This window comes from Pseudoalteromonas simplex (assembly GCF_015278155.1).
GTDB classification, from domain to species: domain Bacteria; phylum Pseudomonadota; class Gammaproteobacteria; order Enterobacterales; family Alteromonadaceae; genus Pseudoalteromonas; species Pseudoalteromonas simplex.
The window spans coordinates 1-24,980 of sequence record NZ_JADILN010000008.1; the positions used below are offsets into that span (position 1 = coordinate 1).

At 41.8% G+C, this 24,980-nt stretch carries 16 protein-coding genes and 1 tRNA gene; 8 read left to right on the top strand and 9 right to left on the bottom strand.

Annotated features, from left to right (window positions below):
• Nucleotides 1-6,409, bottom strand: a 6,409-nt coding sequence (locus tag IRQ78_RS14720) for a beta strand repeat-containing protein (protein ID WP_194442582.1), incomplete at its 3' end; no start/stop codon positions are given.
• 244 nt (nucleotides 6,410-6,653) lie between these two features.
• Here IRQ78_RS14720 and IRQ78_RS14725 point away from each other — a divergent pair.
• The 4 genes from IRQ78_RS14725 to IRQ78_RS14740 all read left to right on the top strand — a co-directional run bounded on the left by IRQ78_RS14725 (nucleotide 6,654) and on the right by IRQ78_RS14740 (nucleotide 12,905).
• Nucleotides 6,654-8,666: a TolC family outer membrane protein gene (locus tag IRQ78_RS14725; RefSeq protein WP_228290594.1), complete on the top strand. Its 2,013-nt coding sequence runs from the start codon at nucleotides 6,654-6,656 to the stop codon at nucleotides 8,664-8,666.
• A 72-nt stretch (nucleotides 8,667-8,738) separates the two neighbouring features.
• Nucleotides 8,739-10,877 (top strand): type I secretion system permease/ATPase, encoded by a 2,139-nt coding sequence (locus tag IRQ78_RS14730; RefSeq protein ID WP_166341760.1) that lies wholly within the window; start codon nucleotides 8,739-8,741, stop codon nucleotides 10,875-10,877.
• Entirely contained in the window at nucleotides 10,874-12,295 is a 1,422-nt protein-coding gene (locus tag IRQ78_RS14735; RefSeq protein WP_194442583.1) for an HlyD family type I secretion periplasmic adaptor subunit, read from the top strand. Before IRQ78_RS14730 ends, IRQ78_RS14735 begins: the two co-directional genes overlap by 4 nt.
• A 22-nt stretch (nucleotides 12,296-12,317) precedes the next feature.
• Nucleotides 12,318-12,905: a LuxR C-terminal-related transcriptional regulator gene (locus IRQ78_RS14740; protein ID WP_054554374.1), complete on the top strand. Its 588-nt coding sequence runs from the start codon at nucleotides 12,318-12,320 to the stop codon at nucleotides 12,903-12,905.
• On the opposite strand, the gene IRQ78_RS14745 is transcribed toward IRQ78_RS14740, so the two are convergent.
• From IRQ78_RS14745 to IRQ78_RS14755, 3 genes are all read right to left on the bottom strand, one after another.
• Nucleotides 12,902-14,860: a bifunctional diguanylate cyclase/phosphodiesterase gene (locus IRQ78_RS14745; protein WP_194442584.1), complete on the bottom strand. Its 1,959-nt coding sequence runs from the start codon at nucleotides 14,858-14,860 to the stop codon at nucleotides 12,902-12,904. The two genes, IRQ78_RS14740 and IRQ78_RS14745, sit on opposite strands and share 4 nt — an antisense overlap.
• Nucleotides 14,854-15,561, bottom strand: a complete 708-nt coding sequence (locus IRQ78_RS14750) for a transglutaminase-like cysteine peptidase (protein WP_082389319.1) — start codon at nucleotides 15,559-15,561, stop codon at nucleotides 14,854-14,856. The genes IRQ78_RS14745 and IRQ78_RS14750 overlap by 7 nt, the downstream gene beginning before the upstream one ends.
• A 120-nt stretch (nucleotides 15,562-15,681) precedes the next feature.
• On the bottom strand, nucleotides 15,682-16,140 hold the full coding sequence (locus IRQ78_RS14755; protein ID WP_054554372.1) for an LPP20 family lipoprotein: 459 nt from the start codon (nucleotides 16,138-16,140) through the stop codon (nucleotides 15,682-15,684).
• Nucleotides 16,141-16,250: 110 nt separating this feature from the next.
• Between IRQ78_RS14755 and IRQ78_RS14760 the strand changes: the two genes are divergently transcribed.
• Nucleotides 16,251-17,441: a flagellar assembly protein FlgT gene (locus IRQ78_RS14760; protein WP_194442585.1), complete on the top strand. Its 1,191-nt coding sequence runs from the start codon at nucleotides 16,251-16,253 to the stop codon at nucleotides 17,439-17,441.
• On the opposite strand, the gene IRQ78_RS14765 is transcribed toward IRQ78_RS14760, so the two are convergent.
• Complete coding sequence (locus IRQ78_RS14765) at nucleotides 17,424-18,323, bottom strand: LysR substrate-binding domain-containing protein (protein WP_194442586.1); 900 nt, start codon at nucleotides 18,321-18,323, stop codon at nucleotides 17,424-17,426. The genes IRQ78_RS14760 and IRQ78_RS14765 overlap by 18 nt on opposite strands.
• Nucleotides 18,324-18,432: 109 nt before the next feature.
• Here IRQ78_RS14765 and IRQ78_RS14770 point away from each other — a divergent pair, with 109 nt between their 5' ends.
• The 3 genes from IRQ78_RS14770 (at nucleotide 18,433) to IRQ78_RS14780 (ending at nucleotide 22,079) form a co-directional block, all read left to right on the top strand.
• Nucleotides 18,433-19,161, top strand: coding sequence for a glutathione peroxidase (locus IRQ78_RS14770; protein ID WP_194442587.1), 729 nt, complete (start codon nucleotides 18,433-18,435; stop codon nucleotides 19,159-19,161).
• Nucleotides 19,162-19,393: 232 nt separating this feature from the next.
• Nucleotides 19,394-20,827, top strand: coding sequence for a sodium:proton antiporter NhaD (nhaD, locus tag IRQ78_RS14775; protein ID WP_054554368.1), 1,434 nt, complete (start codon nucleotides 19,394-19,396; stop codon nucleotides 20,825-20,827).
• A 187-nt stretch (nucleotides 20,828-21,014) separates the two neighbouring features.
• Nucleotides 21,015-22,079, top strand: coding sequence for a zinc-binding dehydrogenase (locus tag IRQ78_RS14780; protein ID WP_194442588.1), 1,065 nt, complete (start codon nucleotides 21,015-21,017; stop codon nucleotides 22,077-22,079).
• 42 nt (nucleotides 22,080-22,121) lie between these two features.
• Here IRQ78_RS14780 and IRQ78_RS14785 read toward each other — a convergent pair whose 3' ends face one another.
• From IRQ78_RS14785 to IRQ78_RS14800, 4 genes are all read right to left on the bottom strand, one after another.
• Nucleotides 22,122-23,078, bottom strand: coding sequence for an alpha/beta hydrolase (locus IRQ78_RS14785; RefSeq protein ID WP_194442589.1), 957 nt, complete (start codon nucleotides 23,076-23,078; stop codon nucleotides 22,122-22,124).
• A gap of 361 nt (nucleotides 23,079-23,439) precedes the next feature.
• A tRNA-Arg gene (locus tag IRQ78_RS14790) sits at nucleotides 23,440-23,514 on the bottom strand.
• Between the two features lie 110 nt (nucleotides 23,515-23,624).
• Nucleotides 23,625-24,290, bottom strand: coding sequence for a FlgO family outer membrane protein (locus tag IRQ78_RS14795; protein WP_194442590.1), 666 nt, complete (start codon nucleotides 24,288-24,290; stop codon nucleotides 23,625-23,627).
• Between the two features lie 3 nt (nucleotides 24,291-24,293).
• The gene (locus IRQ78_RS14800) at nucleotides 24,294-24,968 is read right to left on the bottom strand and encodes a FlgO family outer membrane protein (protein WP_138600292.1); all 675 of its coding nucleotides are present in this window, start codon (nucleotides 24,966-24,968) and stop codon (nucleotides 24,294-24,296) included.
• Nucleotides 24,969-24,980: the final 12 nt, after the last annotated feature.

Genomic DNA, 24,980 nt, shown 5'->3' on the forward strand with positions numbered 1-24,980 from the left:
CGCTCACGGTGGCCACCACGGTATAATCACCTTCGGCTAATGCCGTACTTGGCTCAACAGACCAACTGCCATCCGCTTGCACCGTCGCTGTCGCACTTTGTACATTACCGGCACTGTCAGTGATAGTAAGCAGCACTAAGCTGCCCACTGCCGCTCCAGTGGTTTGCCCACTAATCAGCGGTGTCACATCATTACTATCGGCCAAGGTATCAAGGCTAATCGTCGGTGCGGTAATGTCGATTTCACCAGTGGCACTATCGGTGCCAGTATTACCTGCCGCATCTGAAACTTCTGCTTCAATAGTGTAATTACCCTCGGCAAGTACTTCAGTTGCAGCAACTGACCAGCTTCCGTCAGCAGTAGTAATAGCAATTAAAGTTTGAATATTACCAGCACTGTCGGTAACCGTTAGTCTAACCTCAGTACCTACAGGAACGCCTGAGCTTTGTCCTGAGAATACTGGGGTTGTATCATTTGTGATATTTTGAGGATCAATGAATACACTTGGTGCTGTGGTATCGATATTACCCGTTGCGGTGTCAGATCCTTGATTTCCTGCAGTATCTTGTACTGTAGCAACAACAGTAAATTCTCCTTCAGCAATTGCTACGCTAGGCTCAACAGACCAGCTGCCGTCCGCTTGAACAATCGCTGTCGCTGTTTGAACATTACCAGCACTATCGGTGATTTCTAAATTAACAATTGTACCTGTTGCCACACCATTCGCTACACCACTGATCAGCGGTGTTACATCAGCACTATCTGACAATGGATCAACACTAATAGTAGGGGCTGTTAAATCAATTAAACCGGTTGCCGAGGTTGAAGCAGAGTTTCCAGCAACATCACTCACAGATGCTTCAACAGTGAAGCTTCCTTCAGCAATAATAACCTCAGCATCAACAGACCATGATCCATCAGCTAATGTGGTAGTAGTTAAAGTTTGGGTATTACCCGAACTATCTGTTATTAATAAAGTTACCTGCGTGCCTTGCGGTACACCTGTTGTTTGACCCGTTAGAGTAGGTGTAACGTCATTTGTATCGGCAATAGCATCAATGCTAATTGTAGGCGCAGATAAATCGATGATACCTAATTGAGAGTCGCTCGCTTCATTGCCTGCATTATCTACCACCTCAGCTAATACAGAATACTGTCCTTCAGCCAGCGCATTGCTAACTTCTGCTGACCATGAACCATCTTGCGAGATAACAACAGATGCTGTCTGAACGGCTCCTGCACTGTCAGTAATTGTGAGTGTTACGACACTACCAGCCGCCAAACCTGACGTCTGACCCGTAATGATCGGAGTTACATCGTTGCTATCTACTAAGGCATCAATACTGACTGTCGGCGCTGTTACATCAATTACGCCTTGAGCAGCAGCATCACTGGTCAAGCCATCAACTGTTACTGACGCATTAACAGTAAATGTGCCTTCACTTAAAGCTTGCTGTATCTCTACACTCCACTGACCATTCTGCACTGTTGCAGTAAGCTGTTGGCTGTTGTTATTACTGTCTTCAACAATTATAGTTATGACGCTGCCATTAGGGGCATCTGAGGTGCCACTTATAGTTGGCGTTGTGTCATTGGTTTCGTTGATTGCATCTATTGCAATGCTAGGCGCAGCACTATTTAAAATAAAGCTATTCGTTGCTTGGGCCTGATTGCCTGCAGCATCAGTTATTGACGCTGTAACATTGATGTTGCCATCGTCTAATTCTGCAGGCACATCCCCAGACCAACTGCCATCAGCATTAACGGTTGCGCTAAATTCATAGCTGTTAATACCATCTGAGACAACAACCGTAACGATACTACCCGCAGGCTCATTCGTTTGTCCGCTAATTGTAGGCGTTGTATCGTTGACCGTTCCCAAATTGTCAATCGTAATAATTGGAGCAGTGAGATCAACAACACCGTTTTGAGTGATTTGCGTTTGATTGCCAGATTCATCCTCTACACTTGCTGTCACCGTGAACGCCCCTTCAGCTAGAGGCGTATTAGGGCTGATTGACCAGCTTCCGTCCGCAGCCACAACCGCAGAAAGCGTTTGTACCACGCCATCGCTGTCAGTAACGTTGACAGTAACAATACTGCCTGCAGTGACATCAGTTGTGCCTGTGATCAACGGCGTACTGTCATTAGTCAAAGGATCAAAATCTAACGTTAATAAAGGATTAATTCCATCGAACGTACCAACTTCAGTATCCGTGCCTGTATTACCTGCATTATCAGTGATGCTGGCTGTTACAGTAAATTCCCCTTGCGACACTGCACTTGTAACAGGCACTGCCCAATTTCCATCAGCATCAACAGTTGTCGTATAGGTTTGGCTATTATTTTGAGAGTCGACAACAGTAACTGTTACTGTATTACCTGCCGTCGCTCCTTGTGAGCTGCCTGAAATTAGAGGCGTACTGTCATTGATAGCGCCTATGGTATCTATGCTAATAAGCGGTGCAGTCGTATCAACCACTGCGGTGATCGAATCATTTGCGGTATTACCAAATTGGTCGGTAACAGTGGCATCAATCGTAAACTCACCCTCTGCAAGTTCATCTGATACATTGATACTCCAATCTCCATTTGCATCAACTGTTGTTGTAAATGTTTGGCTTGAACCCAAAGCAGGAACAATCACCACCGTGACCACATCACCTGCTGTTGCATTTAATGTTGAACCTGAAATACTGGGTGTTGTGTCGTTTGTTTCGCCTAACGCATCAATTAAGATAGTTAAAGATGAACTATCCACCGTACCCGTTTCTGAATCCGAGGCTTGATTACCAGCTAAGTCAGATACCGTAGCGGTAACCGTGTATTGCCCATCAGCAAGGCTGCCTGGTACGTCTGCACTAAATACACCATTATCATTAGTGATTGCAGTAAACGTCTGACTATTGCCATTTGCATCTGTGACAACTAAAGTGACCGGTGTGCCTGCTGCAACGCCTTGCGCTGTGCCTGAAATTGTAGGTGTGTTGTCAGCACTACTTCCTAAGTTATCAAGGCTTATAATTGGCGCGGTTAGATCAATGATCCCTGTCGTCGTATCTTGAGCTTGATTACCAGCAGGATCACTCACTGTTGCGGTAATTGTAAACTCACCCTCAGCCAACACTTGATTTGCACCAACTTGCCAGCTGCTATCTGCATTAACTGTGGTCGTCAGTATTTGCTGATTTCCATTACTATCAACGAGTATGATCGTAACAACCGAGCCAGCATCAACCCCTGATACAACACCTGAAATAATGGGTGTAACATCATTAGAATCGTTAAACTCATCAATTGTGATGGTAGGTGCAGTTAAATCAATCACACCCGTTTCAATGTCTTGTGCGCTATTTCCTGCTTCATCTTGAGTTTGCGCAACAACAGTGAACTCGCCTTCAGCTAGCTCTTGATCAATATTAATCGACCAGCTGCCATCGGCATTTGTAACAGTTGCAAATACTTGTGCACTCCCATTACTGTCGGTAACCGTGACTGTAACTGTGCTACCAGCATTTAACCCTTGTGTTGTGCCAGATATTGTCGGCGTGGTGTCATTACTATCAGCAATTGCATTAATATTAATAATTGGTGCAGTTAAATCTATTGTGCCAGTCGCTGTTGCTGAACTGGTGTTACCCGCTTCGTCGCTTGCGCTTGCAGTGACAGTATAATCTCCCTCAGCAAGCTCATTTAAAGTTTCGACTTGCCATACACCTTGTGCATTTGTGGTGGTTGTTATCGTTTGCACAACACCATTACTATCTGTAATGACTAACGTAACTGTCGTTCCTACTGGTACATCTGCAACAGATCCTGAAATTAGTGGAGTTGTGTCATTAGTATCATTTAAAGGATTGATTGAAATAGTAGGATCGGTTAAATCAATGACCCCTATTTCTGTTGCTGTCGCTGTATTACCCACTTCATCGGTTACTGTCGCGGTGACTGTGAATTGACCTTCAGCCAATGCAGTACTTGCTTCAACAGTCCAATTACCGTTTGCATCGGTAATAACTTGTAAAGTTTCAGTCGCTCCATCACTTCCTGTAAATGTAACAGTAACGACTGCGCCTGGTTCAACATCTTGTGTTGAACCAGATACACTTGGAGTCGTGTCATTAGTATCAATAATGAAATTAATACTGACTGTTAAATCTACATTACCAATCGCGGTTGCTTGTGCTTCATTACCTTGAGGATCTAATACCGATGCGACAACTGTAAAATCTCCTTCAGGTAAAGGCTCTGTCAATTGAATAGACCAACTTCCATCAGCTTGAGTGATTGCGAGTAAATTAATAATCCGCCCATCACTTGCTGTAATTGTCAGCGAAATTGTCGTTCCAGTAGCTACGCCATCGGTTTGCCCACTCAGCAATGGTGTTGTGTCATTACTATCAGCAATAGAATCAATTGTGATTGAAATAGGAGAAAATGCGACAGTACCTGTCGTATTTGCAGATGCTGAGTTACCCGCAGCATCACTAACGGTAGCAATTGCCGTAAAACTGCCTTCAGGCAAAGGGCTTATTGCATCAACACTATAACTGCCATCAGCAAGAACAAGCGCCGTCAACGTTTGCGACTGACCATTACTATCAACAACTTGTATTGTAACTTCGGTGCCCTCTGGCACCCCTTCAACTCGCCCGACAAAGGTTGGCGTTGTATCATTTGTATTGGCAATAGCTGTTAACGTTATGTCAGGAGCCGTCAAGTCAACAACCCCTTGGGTGTCAGCTTGAGCTGTATTTCCGGCTGCATCAGTTACGGATGCACTTACGTCAAAAATCCCTTCTGCAAGATCTGCGACAACATCTAAACTCCAATTCCCATCAGCATCGGTTACCGTTGTTAATGTTTGAACTTGACCATTAATATCAGTGACAACAACGGTAACAAGTGTGCCTTGTTGAACACCAACAACATTACCACTGATATTTGGCGTAGTGTCCTGCGTATCATCAATTGGCGTGATACTAATCACAGGCGCTGTATTATCAATAACACCAGTGGTCGTTGCTTGCGCCTCATTTCCAGCAATATCAACGGCTGTTGCAGTTACAGTAAACTCACCTTCAACAAGTGCATCAGGCACATCAACGATCCAACTACCATCTTCGGCAACAATTGCAGTTACGGTTTGCACTGTATTATCTGCGCCAGTAATCACGACAGTGATTTCACTACCAACAGTGACTCCACTTACCGTTCCTGAAATAGTTGGCGTGGTATCATTTGTTTCGCCGATGGTGTCAATACTTATAACGGGAGCAGTCAGATCGACTAGACCATTTTCACTATCACTGCCTTCATTGCCAGCCTCATCAACTGCCGATGCAACGACTGTATAAAGTCCCTCAGCAAGTGCTTCAGTCGTAATACTCCAATTTCCTTGATCATCTACTTGCGTCGCTATTACCTGAACTTGTCCTGCGCTGTCTGTAACAGTGATAGTGACAGTATCACCACTGCTGATACCAGACACTGTGCCAGTAATTAGTACATTTTGAATCGCTGAATCAGTAAGTGTATCAATCGTTACAACTGGCGCGACAGTATCAATACTTGCGCCTATATTATCTGATACAGGGTCACCATTTGGATCAAGAGCAACCACATCGACAGTGATTGGACCATCAGGTAATGGGTCAAGTGGTGGGGTTACAAAAGTACCATCTGGTTGGACTACAACAGTCACAACTTGGGTATTACCATTCGCGTCGGTTACTGTCACCGTGACCGTTTGTCCTACTAGGTTTTCAGATGTACCTGATATAACTGGTTGTGGATTATTAGTAAGACCTAATTCATTGACACTCAATGTTGCAATTAACTCATCATCTGGTACAACACCATCGGTTGTATCTCTAGGAGAGAAAATGCCAGTGTTATCAGCGTTAAAGCTGTCATCAAATGCTAAACTAGATGGGTCGATACCTTCAGCGATACGTGCTAGCTCTACAAACGAGGTGCCTCCGCCAGATGCAGCACCACCGCCTCCACCAGCAGCCGTCGCCTCTAAATTATCTAAAATGTCTCCCCCCCCTTCAAGCGCATCTAAAAAATCACTGATATCAGTGCCTGTTTGTTGCTCTGGGGTTAGTTGATTGGGTTGATTTAAACTTGCAATGGCTTCGTCGATACTATCATCGAAAAGGGTATTCTCTGAGTTATCTTGCGTCTCTTTTGCTAGCAAGTCAGGGGTTATAGTCACTGATTTATTGGCAGGGATCGCCAACGACTCTCCTTGTACATCAATTAATATGGTCGAGTTATCTGCGGTAACAACAGTATCTCCTACCGTTATGACATCGCCAACTGAGAGGGCTTTTATAGAACCATCCGCTTGCACTAAGCCTGCAGAACCTTGTACATCAATAACCAGTAATTGATTTGCGTCCATTTGCTTTTCCTCAAACTATGAGTAATACATTTGTATAACTTAAGCTTAGCCAGCAAGTAACACTTTGTTACTGGACTATGGTACAGGTGAACACTAAAAAACAGCACTATTTAACTAATATTCGAATAAACAAAACAATTAATAAAAAACTAAAAGCAACACAAAAGTATCATTTGCAGTATTTGAAATTGTTGGCTAAACCTTAACTTAGCGTGAATAAAATTTAGTCTAAAAAGAGGATCATATGGCTATAAGCAAGCAGTTCACTAGCAAAAAGCTCAGCGCTTTACTTATTTTAATGTTTGCAGCGAATGGAAGTGTATTCGACGCACAAGCAGAACAAACCTCTGTAATGCCTTTGCATTATGTATCTGATAAAGCAATTTCATCTAACCCAGAAGTACAACAAGCTTGGCATGCATTTAAAGCATCAATGTATGGCATTGATGCTGCTCGTTCAGGTTATTTACCAACCGTCGATGTATCCGCGAGTGCAGGTTATGAAAAACGTAACTACGGTATTGAAGATGAATACAACCGCAATACCGCAGAGCTCACATTAGGGCAAATGCTATACGATGGTTTTAGAACATCGAACACAGTTAAACGCTTTGAACGAATTCAACTGATACGTTATTTTGAACTACTTGATCAAGCTGAAAAAATTGCACTTCAGGCAAGTATTGCTTACCTAGATGTGCAAAAGTTCACTGAGTTAGTTGAGCTTGCTGAAAATAACTTAAAAGAGCACGAGGCTGTCTATCAGCAAATAGAGCAAAGCGTTGGTGCTGGTGTTGCTAGAGCAGCAGATCTTGAACAAATTAATGGTCGCCTCTCGCTTGCGCAATCGAATGTTATGACAGAGTATGCAAACTTGCATGATGTAAGTGCTCGCTATTTACGCATTGTTGGAGAGCTGCCAACAAAAGGAACTGCAAAAGCAAGACTAAGTGATGATGCAATTCCCATCACCATCAATCAAGCACTTGATATAGCTTACAAAAGCAGCCCTAACTTTTACGCGTCTCTGTATAATATCGAAGCGCAAAAAGCGAATGCTGATTCACAACGCTCCGCATTTCATCCTAATGTAGATTTATCTGCACGCTACGGAATGCAAGATAGAGATGAGTTAGGTTTAAATGAAACTCGCTCTGAGGCAAGAGTTGGTATAGATATTCGCTACAATTTATACAATGGTGGCTTAGACAGTGCGAATCTTGATCAAGCCTATCAAGAGATTAATGTTGCTAAATATCAGCGCGACCAAACCTGTATTGAAATCAGACAAAACCTTCAAGTTGCTTATAACAATGTGCAGGTTTTACAAAATAAGATCCCTTCTCTTGCTAGTCATAAAGAGTCATCTAATAAAGTAAAATATGCCTATAAAGACCAGTTTGATATTGGCCAAAGAACGTTACTTGATGTGCTTGACGCTGAAAATGAAGCATTTCAATCAAATCGTTCTTATATCGCAGCTCTATATGACAGACAGTCAGCTATTTTAACTATGCTTGCGGAGATGGGGAAATTACTCGACACGCTCAACGTTACATCCGACAAGTTTCCAAAAATTACAGAGTTAACTGATGACCCAATTGCATTAAATGCAGACAGTATTTGTCCAAAATTTGATGTAGCTGCAACGATTGGCAGACAAGCATTCTTGCAGAAAAAAAAACAGCAAGATAATGCATATATGACAGTAACCGCTATGCCTAGCTACTTAACTATGCCGGCAACTCCTGTCGAAACAGCTACGACATTTGCCGATGATGATAATGATGGTATCGCAAATGCGCAAGATGAATGCCCATCTACGCCTGCATTTACGGAGGTTGATGAAAAAGGCTGCACAAAGTATCGAAGCAACACGAGTAATGTAGAGATTGGCATTCCTTTTCTCGCAGACTCAAGTGTTGTGCGCCCTCAGTATATGCAGGAAATAGCTCGACTTGCTGATTTCTTAAAAGAACACCCCAACAAAAATGTTGAAATTCAAGGGCATGCTTCCCTTGAAGGACCAGCCCTTCACAATAGAAAGCTCTCTGAAGAACGCGCATCTTCGGTTGCTGAGATATTAATCCAGCAATACGGTATTGCCCCAAACAGAGTGAAATCGCTTGGTTATGGTGTTGATCAACCAAGAATAAATGAGATTTCAGTTAGAGCAAATGCTGCAAATCGTCGCATTGAAGCAGTGATAACCGACGCAGGTAGCCGCCCAGCAGTCATGAAAGATGGCTGGTCGTAAAGCTCATGGTGAATTTGATACCAATTCGCTTAATTTAGTATTTTTGCGCATTGGTATAAGTATGGATATTGTATGCAAGAAACTGATGCTCAAGATCATGGTGGCAGCCTTGTTGACTGTCTAGAAACCCTATGCCGCTATCATGATCGAGAATTTTCTCGTGAAACATTATTAAGCGGTTTACCCCTTGAGAACGGCTTATTGACTCCGTCAGGTTTTTCACGTGCCGCTAAACGTATAGGCTTTAAAACTAAAATTGTTCACAAACCCCTATGCGACCTTAATACAGCTTTGTTACCTGCGGTGTTAATCCTAAAAGGTAATAAAGCCTGTGTAATTACTGAGCTTGATATCGAAAACGACAGCGCTGAGGTCATCTACCCTGAACTAAATGACTCCGCCGTTAAAATCAGTATTACAAAACTTGCTGATAGCAGCACAGCAATGGTTATTTATGCACAGCCCGAATTCGCTTTTGACGCACGCTCCCCTGTACTACAAAAATTAGCTAAAGATGGCTGGTTTTGGGGAGTCATCAAAGAGTGCCGAAGTTTATATAAAGATGTAGTCGTTTCTGCCATCGCATTAGGCGTATTATCAATTGCGATGCCACTTTTTGTTATGAATGTGTATGACCGAGTTGTACCCAATCATGCAGTAGAAACCCTATGGGTGCTGGCAAGCGGTGTTTTAATTGCACTCACCGCAGATTTTATTTTACGGTTAGTTCGAAGTTACTTTGTGGAGCTGGCAGCAAGTCGTATTGATGTCAAAGTTTCAGCTGTCATTATGGAACGCGTACTTGGCATGAAACTAAAAAACCGCCCCGCTTCTGCAGGTTCGTTTGCAAGTAATATTCAATCATTTGAAGCGGTCAGAGGCTTCTTTAGCTCTATGACCCTTATTGCGCTTGTCGATTTACCTTTTGTTTTACTCTATTTAATCGTAATTGCGATCATTGGCGTCGAATTAAGCTTACCAATAATTGTCGGGGCTTTGATATTGCTCTGTTACGCATTAGCAGCCCACCGAAAGCTTGAAAGCCTCTCAGAGCAAACAATGAAAGCAAGCTCTATGCGCAATGCAATTTTAGTTGAAAGCTTAACTAACATTGAAGATGTAAAAAGCTTTCATAGTGAGTGTAAAACTCAGTCCAATTGGGAGAAATCAACAATTTACATTGCTCGCGTTAACGCGCAAAGCCGCTTAATTTCATCTTCTATCAGCAATGCAGGTTCATGGGTTCAGCAATGTGTTGGGGTCATAATTATGATGGTTGGCGTACATCTCATTATTTCCGGAGACCTCACTCAAGGAGGGCTCATTGCAGCCTACTTACTTTCGTCGCGTACTATGGCTCCAATTACCCAATCAGCTGCTGTGCTAGCTCAGTTTCATCATGCCGCGATTGCAATGCATTCACTCAATGAAATTATGGATAATGAAGTTGAACGCCCAGCCGGCAAGCACTGGCTAAGTCACCCTGTACTACTGGGTGATATTGAATTTAACGATGTTCGGTTTAAGTACTCTCAAGAAAGCAATGAAGCATTAAGTGGTGTTAGCTTTAAAATAAAGTCTGGTGAAAAAGTAGCGATTCTTGGTCGCAATGGCTCTGGTAAAAGCACAATTGAAAAATTAATTCTCGGCCTGTATGAACCAACTTCTGGCAGTATCTTAATAGATAATAATGATATCCATCAGATCGATCCTGCCGAGTTACGACATAACATTGGCTATGTACCACAAACAATTTCTTTATTTTTTGGCACCCTTAAAGACAATATCACCCTTAGTGCATGGCATGCTAAAGATGAGCAAATTTTATCTGCGTGTCAACAAAGCCAATTATTTGAGTTAATAAACTCACACCCAGATGGTTTTGACCTACAAGTGGGTGAACAAGGCCGGCTACTTTCTGGCGGGCAGCGCCAAGCTGTTGGGATTGCACGTGCGCTTCTGAACAATCCGCCCATCTTATTGATGGATGAACCCACATCAGCACTTGATCACAATAGCGAAAGTAAAATTATTAACAATATCAAGCGCAACTGCCAAGAGAAGACCTTAATTGTCGTCACTCACAGAACCTCATTACTCGAGCTGGTAGACCGCATCATTGTACTTGATAACGGCAAAGTGGTTGCTGATGGCCCCAAGGCACAGGTGTTATCGGCTTTAAATAACCATACAGTAGGAAAAGTATCATGAGTAATAAAAACTTACCTATTGAACAACGCTCATTTGAGCATCTAAACAAGGTGCTGGAAAAGCAAAAAGCAAAACGTCCCTCTATTTTCTCTAAGCTTTTTTCCGGTTGGTTATCACCGCCAAATAGTCAAGACTGGGTCGTTGACGCACAATGGGAAAAAATGCAGCAACAACCAGCAAGTGCCCGATTACTGCTTTACATTATCTGTATCAGTATTGTTGCGCTTATTGTTTGGTCAGGATTTGCTCATCTCGATGAAGTAGCCAGAGGAGAAGGCCGTGTAATCCCATCTCACAAATTGCAAATAGTGCAGTCGTACGATGGTGGTATGGTCGAGCAGATATTTGTACGTGAAGGACAAGTTGTTAATGCAGGTGATGTTTTAATAAAAATTGATCCCACACGGTTTATTTCTTCATTTAGAGAAAACCAAGCTAAGGTACTGTCTTTGACTGCTAAAGTTGAGCGATTAAGAGCACTTACGCAAAAAAAACCTCTGCTATTTGCTGCCAGCTTGATAGAGCAAGCACCGGACGCGGTTCTACATGAACAAGCTATTTTTGAAAGCAGTAACAAAGAACTGGAGCAACAGGTTACCATTCATAAACGCCAATTAGAGCAGCGTCGACAAGATTATGCCGAAGCTAGGGCTGCATTACAGCAACACACAAATTCATTGAGTTTAGCTAACCGAGAGTTAGCAGTAACTCGCCCCCTACTTCGCACAGGTGCGGTATCAGACATAGATATAATTCGCTTAGAGCGCCAAATTGTTGAACATACAGGTGAAATAAATCGAACAAAAGCGGCAATAAATCGTAGCCTATCAGCTATAAATGAAGCAAAAAACAAAGTCACCGAAGTTGAGCTTGCCATGATAAATCGCTGGAGTAATGAGCTATCAGAAGCCTTACTCAGGCTTGATGCAATGAAAGAAACTGAGTCTGGACTTGCTGATAAAGTTGCACAAACGGAGATCCGCTCCCCCGTCAATGGAACGGTTCAACGCCTATTAGTCAACACAGTTGGCGGAGTACTCCAACCTGGCAGCGACGCAATTGAAATTATTCCACTCGATGATCAATTGGTTGTTGAAGCTAAAATTCAACCTAAAGACATTGCTTTTTTACGCCCAGGTCAAGCTGCAATGATTAAATTTAGTGCTTATGATTTTGCGATCTATGGCGGCTTAGAGGCTGAAGTTACTCATATCAGCGCTGATACGATTACAGATGACAGAGACAATACATTTTACTTAGTGCAGCTTAAAACAAATCGTAATCACTTTGCAGACAACCTAACCATCATTCCGGGAATGACTACACAAGTCGATATTATTACCGGTAAAAAAACGGTTCTTGAGTATTTATTCAAACCAATTTTGCGTGCAACGTCGCTGGCAATGAGTGAACGCTAGCGGGCTTTTTAATGGAGTAATCATGCGTCGCAGTATTTTTATTACACAAGATGACTTGCAATCGCCTCACTGGTTAAGTGCATTTCCAAATTGCGTAATTCAGACAGCCTGCCCTAAGAAATTATTAGCAGACACATTAGTCTGGTTACTTGCAGACTCTGCGGATTGGCAAGTGCAGCTACAAAAATTAACCGCACAACGACTACCCGTGATTGTGATGACAACTCAGCTGGATATTCAACAACTGTGTGATGCACTGCAACTTGGTGCACGCGGATACATTGAAGCATTTGCAAACAAAACTGTTATCGAACAAGTTGCTGAAACCGTTAACGCCGGTGGAATTTGGCTTCCTGGGCAATTACTTTCAAACTTGGTTGGCGTGTTATCAGGACAAGCAATTAACTATCCGCATCAATGTGATCTGAGTTCTCTCACCAAGCGTGAAAAACAGGTTGTTGATGAAGTTATAAAAGGTGCAACCAACAAACAAGTCGCGCAAGTTTTAAATATTACTGAGCGCACTGTCAAAGAGCACATGAGCTCAATTTTTCATAAATTAAAGGTACGCGATCGAATGCAATTAATGCTTGCTGTGAAGGGTCATTAAACTGACTCTTCAACCGCAACAACACCATCAAAACCAAGCCCTTTTAAGGTTGATTGATCACTTGGGTTTTTAACCCCTTCAGCAACAACCTTAATCCCTAGCGAGTGAGCTAATGAGCATACCCCTCTCAAAAAGCTTTGGTTTGAGTCATTAAAACTAATGTTATGACAATAAACGCTATCTACCTTTATCATCTCAAGGCCAAGCTCTTGGATTTTAGTTAATTTTGTAAACTCAGCCCCAACGCGTTTTAACGCAACTTTTGCACCTATGCTATGCACCTGACTGCAAAAACGCCTGAATAACGGTAAATCTTTAATGGCAGTGTTTGCTCGTACCTCAAAGCAAATTCGCTTAGCAAGTTCAGGGTAAGCACACAATCCTGTCAAAATTGACGCTACGGCCATATCATCATGTAAGGTACCTGCTGAGAGCTCCATCCCCAGCAAGGCACCGTCTGTTAACTCACCATATTGCTTAATCATCAATTTCATTAGGCTCCAATCAAGCCGCGCTAGTAATTGAAGTTTGTGCGCCCATTGATAGTAAAATCCTATTCCGTACTTCTCTCCTTTGAGCAATAAACTCAGTGAAATTTGTTGTTGTAGAAGAACGTCGCTGAACGAGGTAACGGGATATAATGCAATTTCTAGTTGGTTTTCTTTTAATGCTAATTCTATCGTTTCTCGCCAAAAATTAAGGTCATCATTTCTAAGCTCAGCAGTACCATCTACAGTAAAGTGGGCATTACAACCAGGCTTTGAAATCGCCACTTTTAATAAGCTATCAACCCGCTTTAACAGCGCTCCTCGCGTATCGTTGGTAGTAACTAAACTGCAACTATGAGATACAGCAAGATCCACCTGTGCGTACTGAGCAACTAATTGCTGATGAGACTGCAAAATATTGTCACTCAACAGTGTTAGATCACTCACATCAGAAAACAACACCAAAAAGTCAACATGCGACATTCGCGCAATATGGCTCTCTCTAAAGCTATCTTCATTTGACTCTAGAAATGCAACTAACGACTGCGAGAAAAGACGTAAAAACTCGACCATCTCTACACGTCCAACTTGCTCTGTTAGCTCGTCAAGATTAACCACCCTAAAAAGGAATAATGCGCCATGCCCTTGTGTATTATCTAAAAAGGTATCTAAGGTCGCATTAAAATACTCACGATTTGCAAGCCCAGTCAGGTCATCGTGCTGGCTCTTAAAACGCATTTCTTCAAGCCTTTGACGGTCCTCTTTCACGATGCGGCTAAAACGTGTAGATAGTAAGTTCATTGAAGAAACTAATTTGGCAAACTCGTATGTTCTAGGCACCTTTGATTTAATAAAGCGCTTTTCTCCTAACGCTATTGCTTGGCGCATTACATCGCTCAAAGGGCTTAAAATTTTCGATAAGAAGTAAGCGCTCGCTATACAAGCAACAACTGCAACAGCAAGAAAGCTAAAAAACAAATGCACCGAACTTTGCCAAAGCGCATCTTGTGTATGTTGACTATGACTTTCAACATATAAAGTACCATATTGCTGCCAACCATCACTGACAAGCGCAATGCCGGGTGCTACTTCAAGAGAATATAAATGGCGGAACCAGCTCGGTGCATCAAGCACTAACTCGCCCTTAAATGCACGTTTTATAATAGTCTCGCCATTCGGATCTTTTAATTCAATACGTTGGTAATAACCTGTATCAAACGACGCCGAAAGAAGCAGTTCGATTTCCACCGGGTCCTTATCCATTTGACTCAACATTAGCGCTAATGAATTTGCGTTATCTACATTTTTCATTTTAAGTTCGGCTGTAAAATAGTCTTTTGCCGAACTTGTACTAATCAGCAAACTGCTAATAAAGCCAATAATGATCACCACTAAAATGGCAATCCATAACTCTTGTTTCAAAGTAATGGTTTTTTTGCGTTTAAACGCTTTAATTATATTCACCATTTAACTCCTTCTTTACGAGTTTGCTCTAAAATATGTCGCCAACGTGATAGCCTCGCTGTCGGGTCGGCTACGCTTTGTGCTGAATTGTTAGCCCAAAGGCCCTTACTGTTAAAGCTGAAAACAGGACTAAGATCGGTGCGCTTTGCAGCAGGCAACACTTTTACGATTAAGCTGTCTAAAATAAGTGGTTGTGCATTGGGTTGACTGTAATAACCCAACACCATGTGGGCTTGGGTCTTCCTAGTTCCAGGTAATTGCGCTTTAACATAAATCAATCGAAGCTTGGTGTCGCTTATACCCAAAGCGCGTAAGCTGACGTATTTAGCAATAGCATAATCTTCACAATCACCAAGCCCTGTTCCCATTGTTTCTAGTGGGGTTGCCCAATAATCATTTTGTTTCCATAGCTGGATATCAGTTTGATAACGTAAACTACGCGCAAAAAAATCATTAACGACTAAAATTTGCTGTTGTTCAGGAAGATTTTGAGCATGCTGCAACATGCCTTGCCATTGCCTTGCGACAGTAACTCGCGTGGCACCGTAGCGTTGCTGCATTTGTTGAATAAAGGTTGAGAACTCGATCACTAAGCGCTCAGCTAAAGCACCGCTAGTGACGCAAAATAGAATGACAATTGAAGAAGATAAAAAGCGGTAACGCCCAATAAAACGACAAGCAAAGATACAAGCCTTAGATAACATAAGGCATGCCTTGAAGATATTCAGCTTGAATGTAATCGTGTGTGTTACCCATTATGCTTTAATAAAAAAATATGATTTTTAAAGCATAGCACCCAAGCTGAAACTATGAGAATTTAAGCGCTAATAATACGTTACTTTTTTTACCTGTCGAGGTTTTACTTCGCCGATGTATAAATCGTGGACGCGCTTCATATCGAGCTGCAATTCAGTTGCATAGGTATCGCCTACTGCATAAGTCTTGATCACCTGTGCACCTTTGATCACACCTTGTACTTGGCTTTGTAATTGATCATTATGGGCGATACTGTTTTGCACTGTGGTACCTGCGGAAATTTTTTGCCCGTAAACTTGCTCAGCAAGCTCTCGATACGCTTCAAGCTTTGAGGCTTTAATCGCAAGAAGGGTACGCTGCGATTCATTATTACCAGGTTGAGCACTAATAGGCGCATAACCCACGGCTTTTAGCACTGGGTAGCTATCTGGCTCAATGTAAGTGTATTCTACATGTTTATCAAAAATACTACTGCAGCCGGTTAATGCTGCGCAGGCAACCAGCCCGCCGAATAATAATGCTCGCATGATTTATTTCCGCTTAAAACTCTTTGGCTACAAATATGCACGTTTAATGCCACTGTGGTACAGTCCTTGCTCGTTAAGGTTATTCATTGGTTTTAATGCTAGGTGTCAGCATGAAAAATAAAACAAGAGCCAACTTTAAGTGGTTCGCTTTAGCCTTTACAATTTTGTTTTCTAACAATAGCTTAGCGCAGTGGTTTGAATCTACAGGTCATGCTGTTATAAAAAATGGCGATACGAGCCAAGCCAAATCTGCCGCTATTAAAGACGCCATAACTCAGGCGTTAGTGTTTTCTGGCGCTCGAGTTAGCTCAGTACAAACCCTCGTTGACGGGGTTTTGACGCAAGATCAGCTAAAAATAAGCAGCCACGGTGAAATCCAAAAAATAGAACTGATCAGCGAAGACCGCCATAACGACACCTATGCTATAACGCTTCGCTTAGATATTTTTGCTCAAGCAGAAGAATGCCCAGCAAACCAATACACTAAATTTATTGCCGTGACACAAAGCCAACTGGCCAACCGCGAGCAAGCGCGCATGGGCCAAATTTTTGACGTAAACAAAGCTATTAGCGAACACCTCTATGCCAGCTTAAACAATACGCAAATGGCTGCAAAGCCAACAGCCTATTACAATATCCCACTGCGAGTAGATCATTTTTTCACTCAGCAATACGATTACAGTAATGCGCTACTTGAAGAGATCACTAGTCGCAGTAACTCGCAATATGTATTACTGAGCCGTATTCGTGACTTATCGGTTAACCATAAGATCAACAACGATTATGCATTTTGGCAAGATGACAGTTTCAAGCGTGCATACAAAGTAGATTACGTATTATTTGATGGCACCACTTACGAAAAGCTCTGGCAAAAAAGCTACCAAACAGAAGGCATTTGGCCGTATAAAAAGACTGAGATCATCGATGTATATAGCGACCGATTTTGGGCAACTGACTATGGCCAAGCTATCAGCGATATAAACCAAACCCTAACCTATGACTTACAAGCAGCCATGGCCTGCTTACCCACGCAAGGAAAAATACTGCATATCGAAAACGATAAGCTAATCATCAACTTGGGTAAGGCGCACGGGATTGAGCAAGGGCAAATTTTAAATATTGCCCATCATAATTACCTAACGGATGCACAGGGTAATAAGCTTCCGCATAAAATCACCACACTTAACCAGGTAAAAGTAACTCAGCTTTATCAGCAATCAGCGGTAGCCATAAGTATTGATCAGCAACCACTACCAAACATTCAAATAAACGATATTGTTGAATTAGCTACTAGCGAGTAAGTGAGCTTGTAGTCCCTTATGAGCATTTAGCCAGTCGGCTAATTGCTCAACGCCTGCTATATGTGGGTAATGCTTACGGGTTGCAATAACAACTTGGCGCTGCTGATTTGGTGTAATTGCTAAGTACTTTACTCCCTCACGTGGTGTACAAGCAAGCTTAGGAACAAAAGTTAACCCATCATCCATTGCCACCAGCGCGAGTAAGGTTTCAATACTATTGCCTTTATATTGATTTGACACCTCAACCCCTGCTGAAAAGCAAAATTGTTCTGCTTGATCTTTAAAGCAATGCCCTTCATTTAGCATCAATAAATCACAACCTTGTAATTGAGCCAGCGCAACCTCAGGGCATTTTGCTAATGCATGTTGTTCAGAAACCGCTACTAAAAAATCTTCTTTATAAAGCGGTGACACATGATAAGGCGCTAAATCAGCCACATCAGCAACAATGGCAATATCAATCTCACCATTATCAAGCGCTACAAGCGTTTGTGCTGTTTGCATTTCTATAAATGAAAACTGAGTTTCACTAAAGGCTTGCTTCATCGACGTTAGCAGCGTTGGCAATAAATAAGGCGCAATGGTAGGAATAATACCGACATTTATTTTACCTTTTAGTGGGTCGTGTGAGCTGGTAGCTATTTCTTTAAGTACCTGTGTTTGCTCTAAAATAACTGTGATCTGTTTAAGTAGTTGCTCACCTTGCACAGTCAACGTAACCTGCTTAGTTGAACGGTCAAAAATAACAACCCCCAATTCTTGTTCAAGCTTTTTGACCTGACCACTCAATGTCGGTTGGCTGACATAGCACGCATCGGCAGCTTTTCTGAAGTGCTTATATTGTGCAACCGCTTTTACGTATTCAAAGTCTTTTAAATTCATATCACACCATCAATAGCTTTTACCTATCATACTAATACAAACAAACGATTGGAGCTATCATAAATTAAATTGCATAATGGCACTCAGCAAATCAAGAGGAATCAAAACAATGTTAAAGAATATCGAAGGCCAAAGAGTACCAAACGTTACATTCGCAACGCGTGTAGACGAGCAGTGGAAATCAATAACCACTGACGAAATTTTTAAAGGTAAAACGGTTGTGTTATTTGCATTACCTGGTGCATTTACACCAACATGCTCATCAACTCACTTACCACGTTATAACGAGCTTGCAGCTGTATTTAAACAAAACGGCGTTGATGACATTGTTTGTATTTCTGTAAACGATACATTCGTAATGAATGCATGGGCGCAAAACCAAGAAGCGCAAAACATTACTCTATTACCAGATGGTAACGGTGAGTTTACCGACGGTATGGGTATGCTCGTTGATAAAAACGACTTAGGTTTTGGTAAACGCAGCTGGCGTTATTCTATGCTGGTAAAAGATGGCGTTATCGAAAAAATGTTTATCGAGCCACAAAAGCCTGGCGACCCGTTTGAAGTATCTGATGCAGATACCATGCTTGAATACATTAACCCAGCACAGGTAAAACCAGAATCAGTGAGCATTATTACTAAACCTAACTGCCCGTTCTGTACCAAAGCTAAAGCGCTACTAGACGCAAAAGGTTATGTGTACGAAGAAATTGTATTAGGTCAACACGCTTCACTAACGAGTTTAAAAGCGATTTCGGGTCGTGAGACAGTGCCGCAAGTATTCATAGGCGGTGAGCACATTGGTGGCTCTGACGATTTAGAAAAACACTTTGCATAATTTTCAAGTTGGGGCTGCTCGTTGCAGCCCTTTATTATTTTAAAACCTCAACCCATTGATTCAATTATAAATTATATAACTGGTCTGCTCTCGCCATCACCCATATTTATATTCAAAATACCAACACCTTAGTTACCAAATTGTTACATAAAGCCAAGAATAAACTTAAAATGTCTGCAGCTACATTTACTCAAACCGTAACGAATTTAAGATGAATTAAGTGGAATATACAATGAAAAAACTATTACAAGGACTGATCCTATCCTTGCTATGTTTCGGTGGCCAAGCTCATGCTGCGTCAACTGGTACTATCGATTTACTCACCCATCCTGTTGGCATTATCTGCCTTGTTATTTTTATCTTTGCTTATGTGCTCGTCATACTCGAAGAAAAAATTCACTTACGCAAATCAAAACCCGTATTAGTTGCAGCCGGGATTATTTGGACCCTTATTGCTTGGCAATACAGTGCACAAAACTTATCTGATCTTAGCACCGACGCATTTCGTCATGCCTTGTTAGAATTTTCAGAGTTAATGCTATTTTTGCTCGTTGCGATGACCTACATTAACGCCCTAGAAGAACGCCGTTTATTTGATGGCCTAAGAAGCTGGCTAGTTGCGAGGGGCTTTAGTTACAAACAATTATTTTGGATAAGCGGTGTACTGGCATTTTGTATTTCACCTGTAGCCGATAACTTAACAACCGCCCTACTTTTATGTGCTGTGGTAATGAAAGTTGCAGCAAATGATAACCGCTTTATTGCTATGTCATGCGTAAATATAGTGATTGCCGCTAATGCCGGCGGCGCATTCAGCCCATTTGGTGACATCACGACACTGATGGTTTGGCAAGCTGATGTTGTTGCCTTTACCGAGTTCTTTGTTTTATTTCTGCCAGCTTTAGTCAGCTATATTATTCCTGCCTTTGTTATGTCTTTATTTATCAATAACCGTCACCCTGATACGGCCGATGAAGATATTGAACTTAAACGCGGTGCGCTTCGCATATTGTGCTTATTCTTACTGACAATTTTAACCGCCGTGGTGCTAAAAACCGCCTTTGGTCTACCGCCAGTTGTGGGTATGATGATGGGCCTTGGCTATTTACAGTTTTTTGGTTACTTCTTACGCGTGACACTCCCTGGCTCTCTTGCCAGAAAACGCGCGATGGCAGAGCGTGAAGGTGATAAAGAGCGCTTATCTCGCTTAGGTAACGTTGTTCCTTTTGATGTATTTAGCCGCGTATCGAGAGCAGAGTGGGACACGCTCTTGTTCTTCTATGGCATCGTTATTTGTGTTGGTGGCTTAGGGTTTATCGGCTACTTAGCGCTACTTTCTGATTTACTTTATAACAACTGGTCTGCCACCGGTGCGAACATTATTCTTGGTTTAATGTCAGCGGTAGTAGATAACATTCCAGTGATGTTTGCAGTGCTACAAATGATGCCTGATATGTCGCATGGTCAATGGCTGCTTATCACACTAACAGCCGGAATTGGTGGTAGCCTGTTATCAATTGGCTCTGCGGCAGGAGTTGCACTCATGGGTCAAGCGCGAGGGATCTACACCTTTAATAGCCACTTAAAATGGTCACCGGTCATTTTACTCGGTTACTTTGCTGGTGTATTAACTCACTTGTACCTCAATACTGCCTACTTCGGCTAAACTTCTGTAATGTCAAAGTTAAAACCCTAATCACTCTTAGGGTTTTAACTTTAAACACTCCACAATGAGCAGTTAACAAACAACAGTGTCGTAATAAGCTGTGTTTTTGTCGCAAAAAGTCAAGATTAAGGAAGGCGCTTTACTTTAGTCTAATAATTCACAAATAAGGTGAATTGAGGACACACATATGAGCCAAATGAATTCTGTTGCCATGCAAAATGGCAAGCTGCATGTAAAACAAATTGATATCCCTACACCTGGACCCGGCCAAGTACTGGTAAAAAGCCTAGCTTGCGGTATTTGCGGTTCTGATATTCATATTACCCGCCACACCAACGATGTATTCGATATCTATAAGAACCTTGGCATCATGGCTAAAGAGGCAGGCGATGACCAAGAAGTATTATTAGGCCATGAATATGCGGCAGAAATCGTTAGCTATGGCCCCAATACTAAAGGCGAATTAGCTAAAGGCACCCGCGTAACCTCAGTGCCTATTTTACTTTCTGCGGGCGGCGCTGGCGTAGGTGTAACCCCTGGGCTATATGGTGCCTATTCTGAATATTTTATTGTTGATGAAGCCTTGCTATTACCTATTCCTGATGCAGTTCCATCAGAAGCAGCAGCCATTACAGAACCACTTGCTGTTGGCTTGCACGCAGTGAACCGTGCACAAATGAATAATGACGATGTTGCCATTGTGGTTGGCTGTGGCCCAATTGGCCTTGCCGCGATTGCCGCGTTAAAGCTTCAAGGCGTAAAACACATCGTTGCCTCTGATCCACAAGAAAGTAAAAAACAAATTGCCCTTGAATTTGGCGCCACAGTATATGTTAACCCTATGGCGGATGATCAAGTTGCTACAGCCGCAGCACTTGCGGGTAACAACAAGGTGGTTATTTTTGAATGTGCTGGTGTAAGCCGCTTATTAAACGATTACATTTTACGTGCGCCAGCAAAAGCAAAAATCATTGTAACTGGTGTACATACCGCGCCACTAAACGTTAACTTTGCTTATGCCACAGTGAAAGAGTTAGACCTTATTTTCTCTTATTACTACCAGCCAGAAGAGTTTGCACAATCACTTGAGAACATCGCGTCAGGCAAAATTGCATGGCAAAAAATGCGTACTGGTAAAGTCGGCATAGATGGCGTACAAGGTGCATTTGATACCTTATTTAAACCAAACGACCATATCAAAATCATCATTGAACCATGGCGCACAGGCGAGCTTGAAAAAGTAACGGGTTAATTTTAATGAGGCTATTAAAAAATTAATAGCCTCATTTTAGAGCTAAAATCTATAAGCGTTCAACTTACTATCAAAAACTAAGCCATCAGTCTCCTCACCTCTACCGCCATTTAAAACAGTTGTAAAAAATGATTTAACTACATCATTTGTCTTTTCATAGAACAGGCCATGGGTTTTCCCTACATTTGGGCCGCCAGTAAAGTCAAAATAAAAAGCATTTGAAGCGACCAAATTCCTAGCAGTTCTTCCTAACCGATCTTTTTGAAAATTCGCATCAGACCATTTTAGGACCCAATCATTTTCATTGATCGTAATATAAACTCGTTTTCCAGCTTCTATATTATTTACCCAATGTTGATGACCTGCGTTATCAACATCAGCTTGGCACAATACAACGTTATCAAACATTCTTGTTTCAGCTTCGTATAAAGCGTTGATAACGTAATTCTGAAACAAGAAATTCCCCAAACTGTATGTCATAAAGGTAAATTTAATATCACATGCCTCAAGGGCCTCTTTATTGAACGGCTCTTTCATGTAATGACCTAGCTTTTCCAACGTAGCATCCAAAGCACCAACTGACGCCTGTGCATTCCTCTTAGCGCTTCGGTATTCTTTTGTCTTAAAACCTCCAGGATTAGAGGGCCAAGAAAAAACAACAACCTCAACCCCATGCTCTTTTTCTAATGCTAATGACTTTTCTAAGTTCTTATAAAAGCTTTGATTAAAGCCATGTACAAAAAAAACGCAGTTTTTACCTGAAGAAGTGAGCCGTTCACGAACTTCTGCAAATGCTTTTTTAGAGGGAATATTATTCTCTGTGATTTTAGATGGCTCAGTGACTAGTCGCACTTGCCATACTCCCTCTACTTTATCTGCATGAGCGAGCCTAACTTCATTAGGTCCTTTAGCGTTTGCGTAGTCACCAAAAGCATTGTGATCGCCTACGCCACTTTTAAAGTTTGATTTATTTATGTTTCTATTCGTAATAATCAACATATCAATATCCTTATTCTGTTTTTAGCCATAGGAAGTAGTTAGAACCTGTCACTTTTATAGGCGGGGTTAAAACTAATCTGCAAAATAATGATTAGTTTAGATTTCAATCAAACAGCAAGAAAAACAGTAAAGAACACGACAAACGTATTGTTTTTTAATATTGAAAATAGACATAGTGTTGAGTAAGTGAAATGCTGGCAGCACTAAAAAACGACTTGATAAGAAGACTGTTCGAATGAAGAAATCTGTATTATTTAATAGAACACTCAAATTTATCGGATATTGATTTAGGCAATCGATTTGGAACTTTAATGCTACAAATTTGCTTCAAAGAAGAACATGACTAACTTATTGATTTTATTGGTAGCCCCTACAGGAATCGAACCTGTAACTGCCCCTTAGGAGGGGGCCGTTATATCCATTTAACTAAGAGGCCACTTAAAAAGCTGAGGTAAAGCTACAGAAAATTATAACGGTCTAAGGCTTTGGTAATCAAGAAATTAATCCAACCGGCTTTAGAGCAAGCCGATCGGTAAAATAATGAGGCTAGTTAACGCGAGCAGTCTCTGATTTGATTGACTCATTCTTTAGCACAAAATAAGGGATCACTTTTTGTGCGCTGGCAATAACCAGCTTTGAGTTTAGATTAATTACTCGCGCATTCACTTCAACACCATTAGGGCGATATATCAGCGTGCCTGTAAGTACATGGCTGGCGATGCGACGCTCGGCTAGCTCTTCTACATCACGCGACATAACAAAATCACCACGCGAGGTCACACTAATGATATCCATCGCTTTAAAATCAACAACGCCAAAGCCGAATTTTTGCAGCTGGTGCATCATTGTTTCAGAGAGTTGATTACCAAGTTGAGAGCTGTTTTTTAGGCTCGCATCTAAATCAACAAAGCTAGTAATGGCTATTCCTAACTCGCTTTCTTGTTGCATGGTATCCACTAATTCAAGGGCCATTTGCTCGACATAATTAACAACGGTTTTATGATGTTGATAAGGCACAAATAAACGATGGTTAGCGTTATCCTGCTGCATATCTTTTTGCTCAAGCGCTTGCAGCATAGCAACATAATCGACTTGAGTACTTGCTGATGCAGGTGCACTTTGAGCGGTATTTTGCGGCTCTGCTGATTGCTCTGGCAGCAATTGGCAGCCAGAAATCGCGAGCGTTAACGATGCGAAGATAAAACCTTTCATAGCTTACTCACTTGCTTGTTTAAGTGTAATACCATCACTACGGTTGGTGCTATCAAGGGCATCAACCACTGATTGTGGTATAAAGCCTTGCGCTGACCCTACAACTGCTTTGCTTGCTAAACCAACAATGCGGGCATTAACGAGCACACCACTTTGATGATTAACCAAAGTACCCGCCAATACATAATTGAAGTTTTGATCTTGGCTTAGCTCTAAATAATCACGACTGAAAACATAGTCACCACTTGGCGTGACACGCATATAATCAGTGGTTTTAAAATCAATGACAGGTACACCAAATGCATGAAGCTCATGAATGAAACTTTCAGCAATTTGATTACCTAGCAAATTCGTTGAGTTGTAATCTGCATCAAGGTATACAAAGCTTGAAACAGCAACCGGCGTGTTATCGCTAACATATTGCAAGTTTTCAACTAAGTCCTGCATGATGCCACGCACATAGTGATTAATATTTTTGCGCGTTGGTGCAGCGGTAAAGGTGCTGTTATTCATCACCGCCTGATTGGTTTGAAACACACTGTAGTTACTATGCGGCGCGGCAACTTCTCTTTGCGCAGCTAATTGAGGATCATTATCGTGTTGTGTTACATCACCAGTTAACATTGACGAGCAACCAAAGCCAAAAGGCAAACATAAAGTTAAAATTAAACGTTTCATTAAATGAGTTCC

Excerpts from the sequence above, each read along its gene's own strand:
- IRQ78_RS14725 (WP_228290594.1), top strand. The coding sequence starts at position 6,654 with ATGGCTATAAGCAAGCAGTTCACTAGCAAAAAGCTCAGCGCTTTACTT.
- IRQ78_RS14730 (WP_166341760.1), top strand. The coding sequence starts at position 8,739 with ATGCAAGAAACTGATGCTCAAGATCATGGTGGCAGCCTTGTTGACTGT.
- IRQ78_RS14735 (WP_194442583.1), top strand. The coding sequence starts at position 10,874 with ATGAGTAATAAAAACTTACCTATTGAACAACGCTCATTTGAGCATCTA.
- IRQ78_RS14740 (WP_054554374.1), top strand. The coding sequence starts at position 12,318 with ATGCGTCGCAGTATTTTTATTACACAAGATGACTTGCAATCGCCTCAC.
- IRQ78_RS14745 (WP_194442584.1), bottom strand. The coding sequence starts at position 14,860 with ATGGTGAATATAATTAAAGCGTTTAAACGCAAAAAAACCATTACTTTG.
- IRQ78_RS14750 (WP_082389319.1), bottom strand. The coding sequence starts at position 15,561 with ATGTTATCTAAGGCTTGTATCTTTGCTTGTCGTTTTATTGGGCGTTAC.
- IRQ78_RS14755 (WP_054554372.1), bottom strand. The coding sequence starts at position 16,140 with ATGCGAGCATTATTATTCGGCGGGCTGGTTGCCTGCGCAGCATTAACC.
- IRQ78_RS14760 (WP_194442585.1), top strand. The coding sequence starts at position 16,251 with ATGAAAAATAAAACAAGAGCCAACTTTAAGTGGTTCGCTTTAGCCTTT.
- IRQ78_RS14765 (WP_194442586.1), bottom strand. The coding sequence starts at position 18,323 with ATGAATTTAAAAGACTTTGAATACGTAAAAGCGGTTGCACAATATAAG.
- IRQ78_RS14770 (WP_194442587.1), top strand. The coding sequence starts at position 18,433 with ATGTTAAAGAATATCGAAGGCCAAAGAGTACCAAACGTTACATTCGCA.
- nhaD (WP_054554368.1), top strand. The coding sequence starts at position 19,394 with ATGAAAAAACTATTACAAGGACTGATCCTATCCTTGCTATGTTTCGGT.
- IRQ78_RS14780 (WP_194442588.1), top strand. The coding sequence starts at position 21,015 with ATGAGCCAAATGAATTCTGTTGCCATGCAAAATGGCAAGCTGCATGTA.
- IRQ78_RS14785 (WP_194442589.1), bottom strand. The coding sequence starts at position 23,078 with ATGTTGATTATTACGAATAGAAACATAAATAAATCAAACTTTAAAAGT.
- IRQ78_RS14795 (WP_194442590.1), bottom strand. The coding sequence starts at position 24,290 with ATGAAAGGTTTTATCTTCGCATCGTTAACGCTCGCGATTTCTGGCTGC.
- IRQ78_RS14800 (WP_138600292.1), bottom strand. The coding sequence starts at position 24,968 with ATGAAACGTTTAATTTTAACTTTATGTTTGCCTTTTGGCTTTGGTTGC.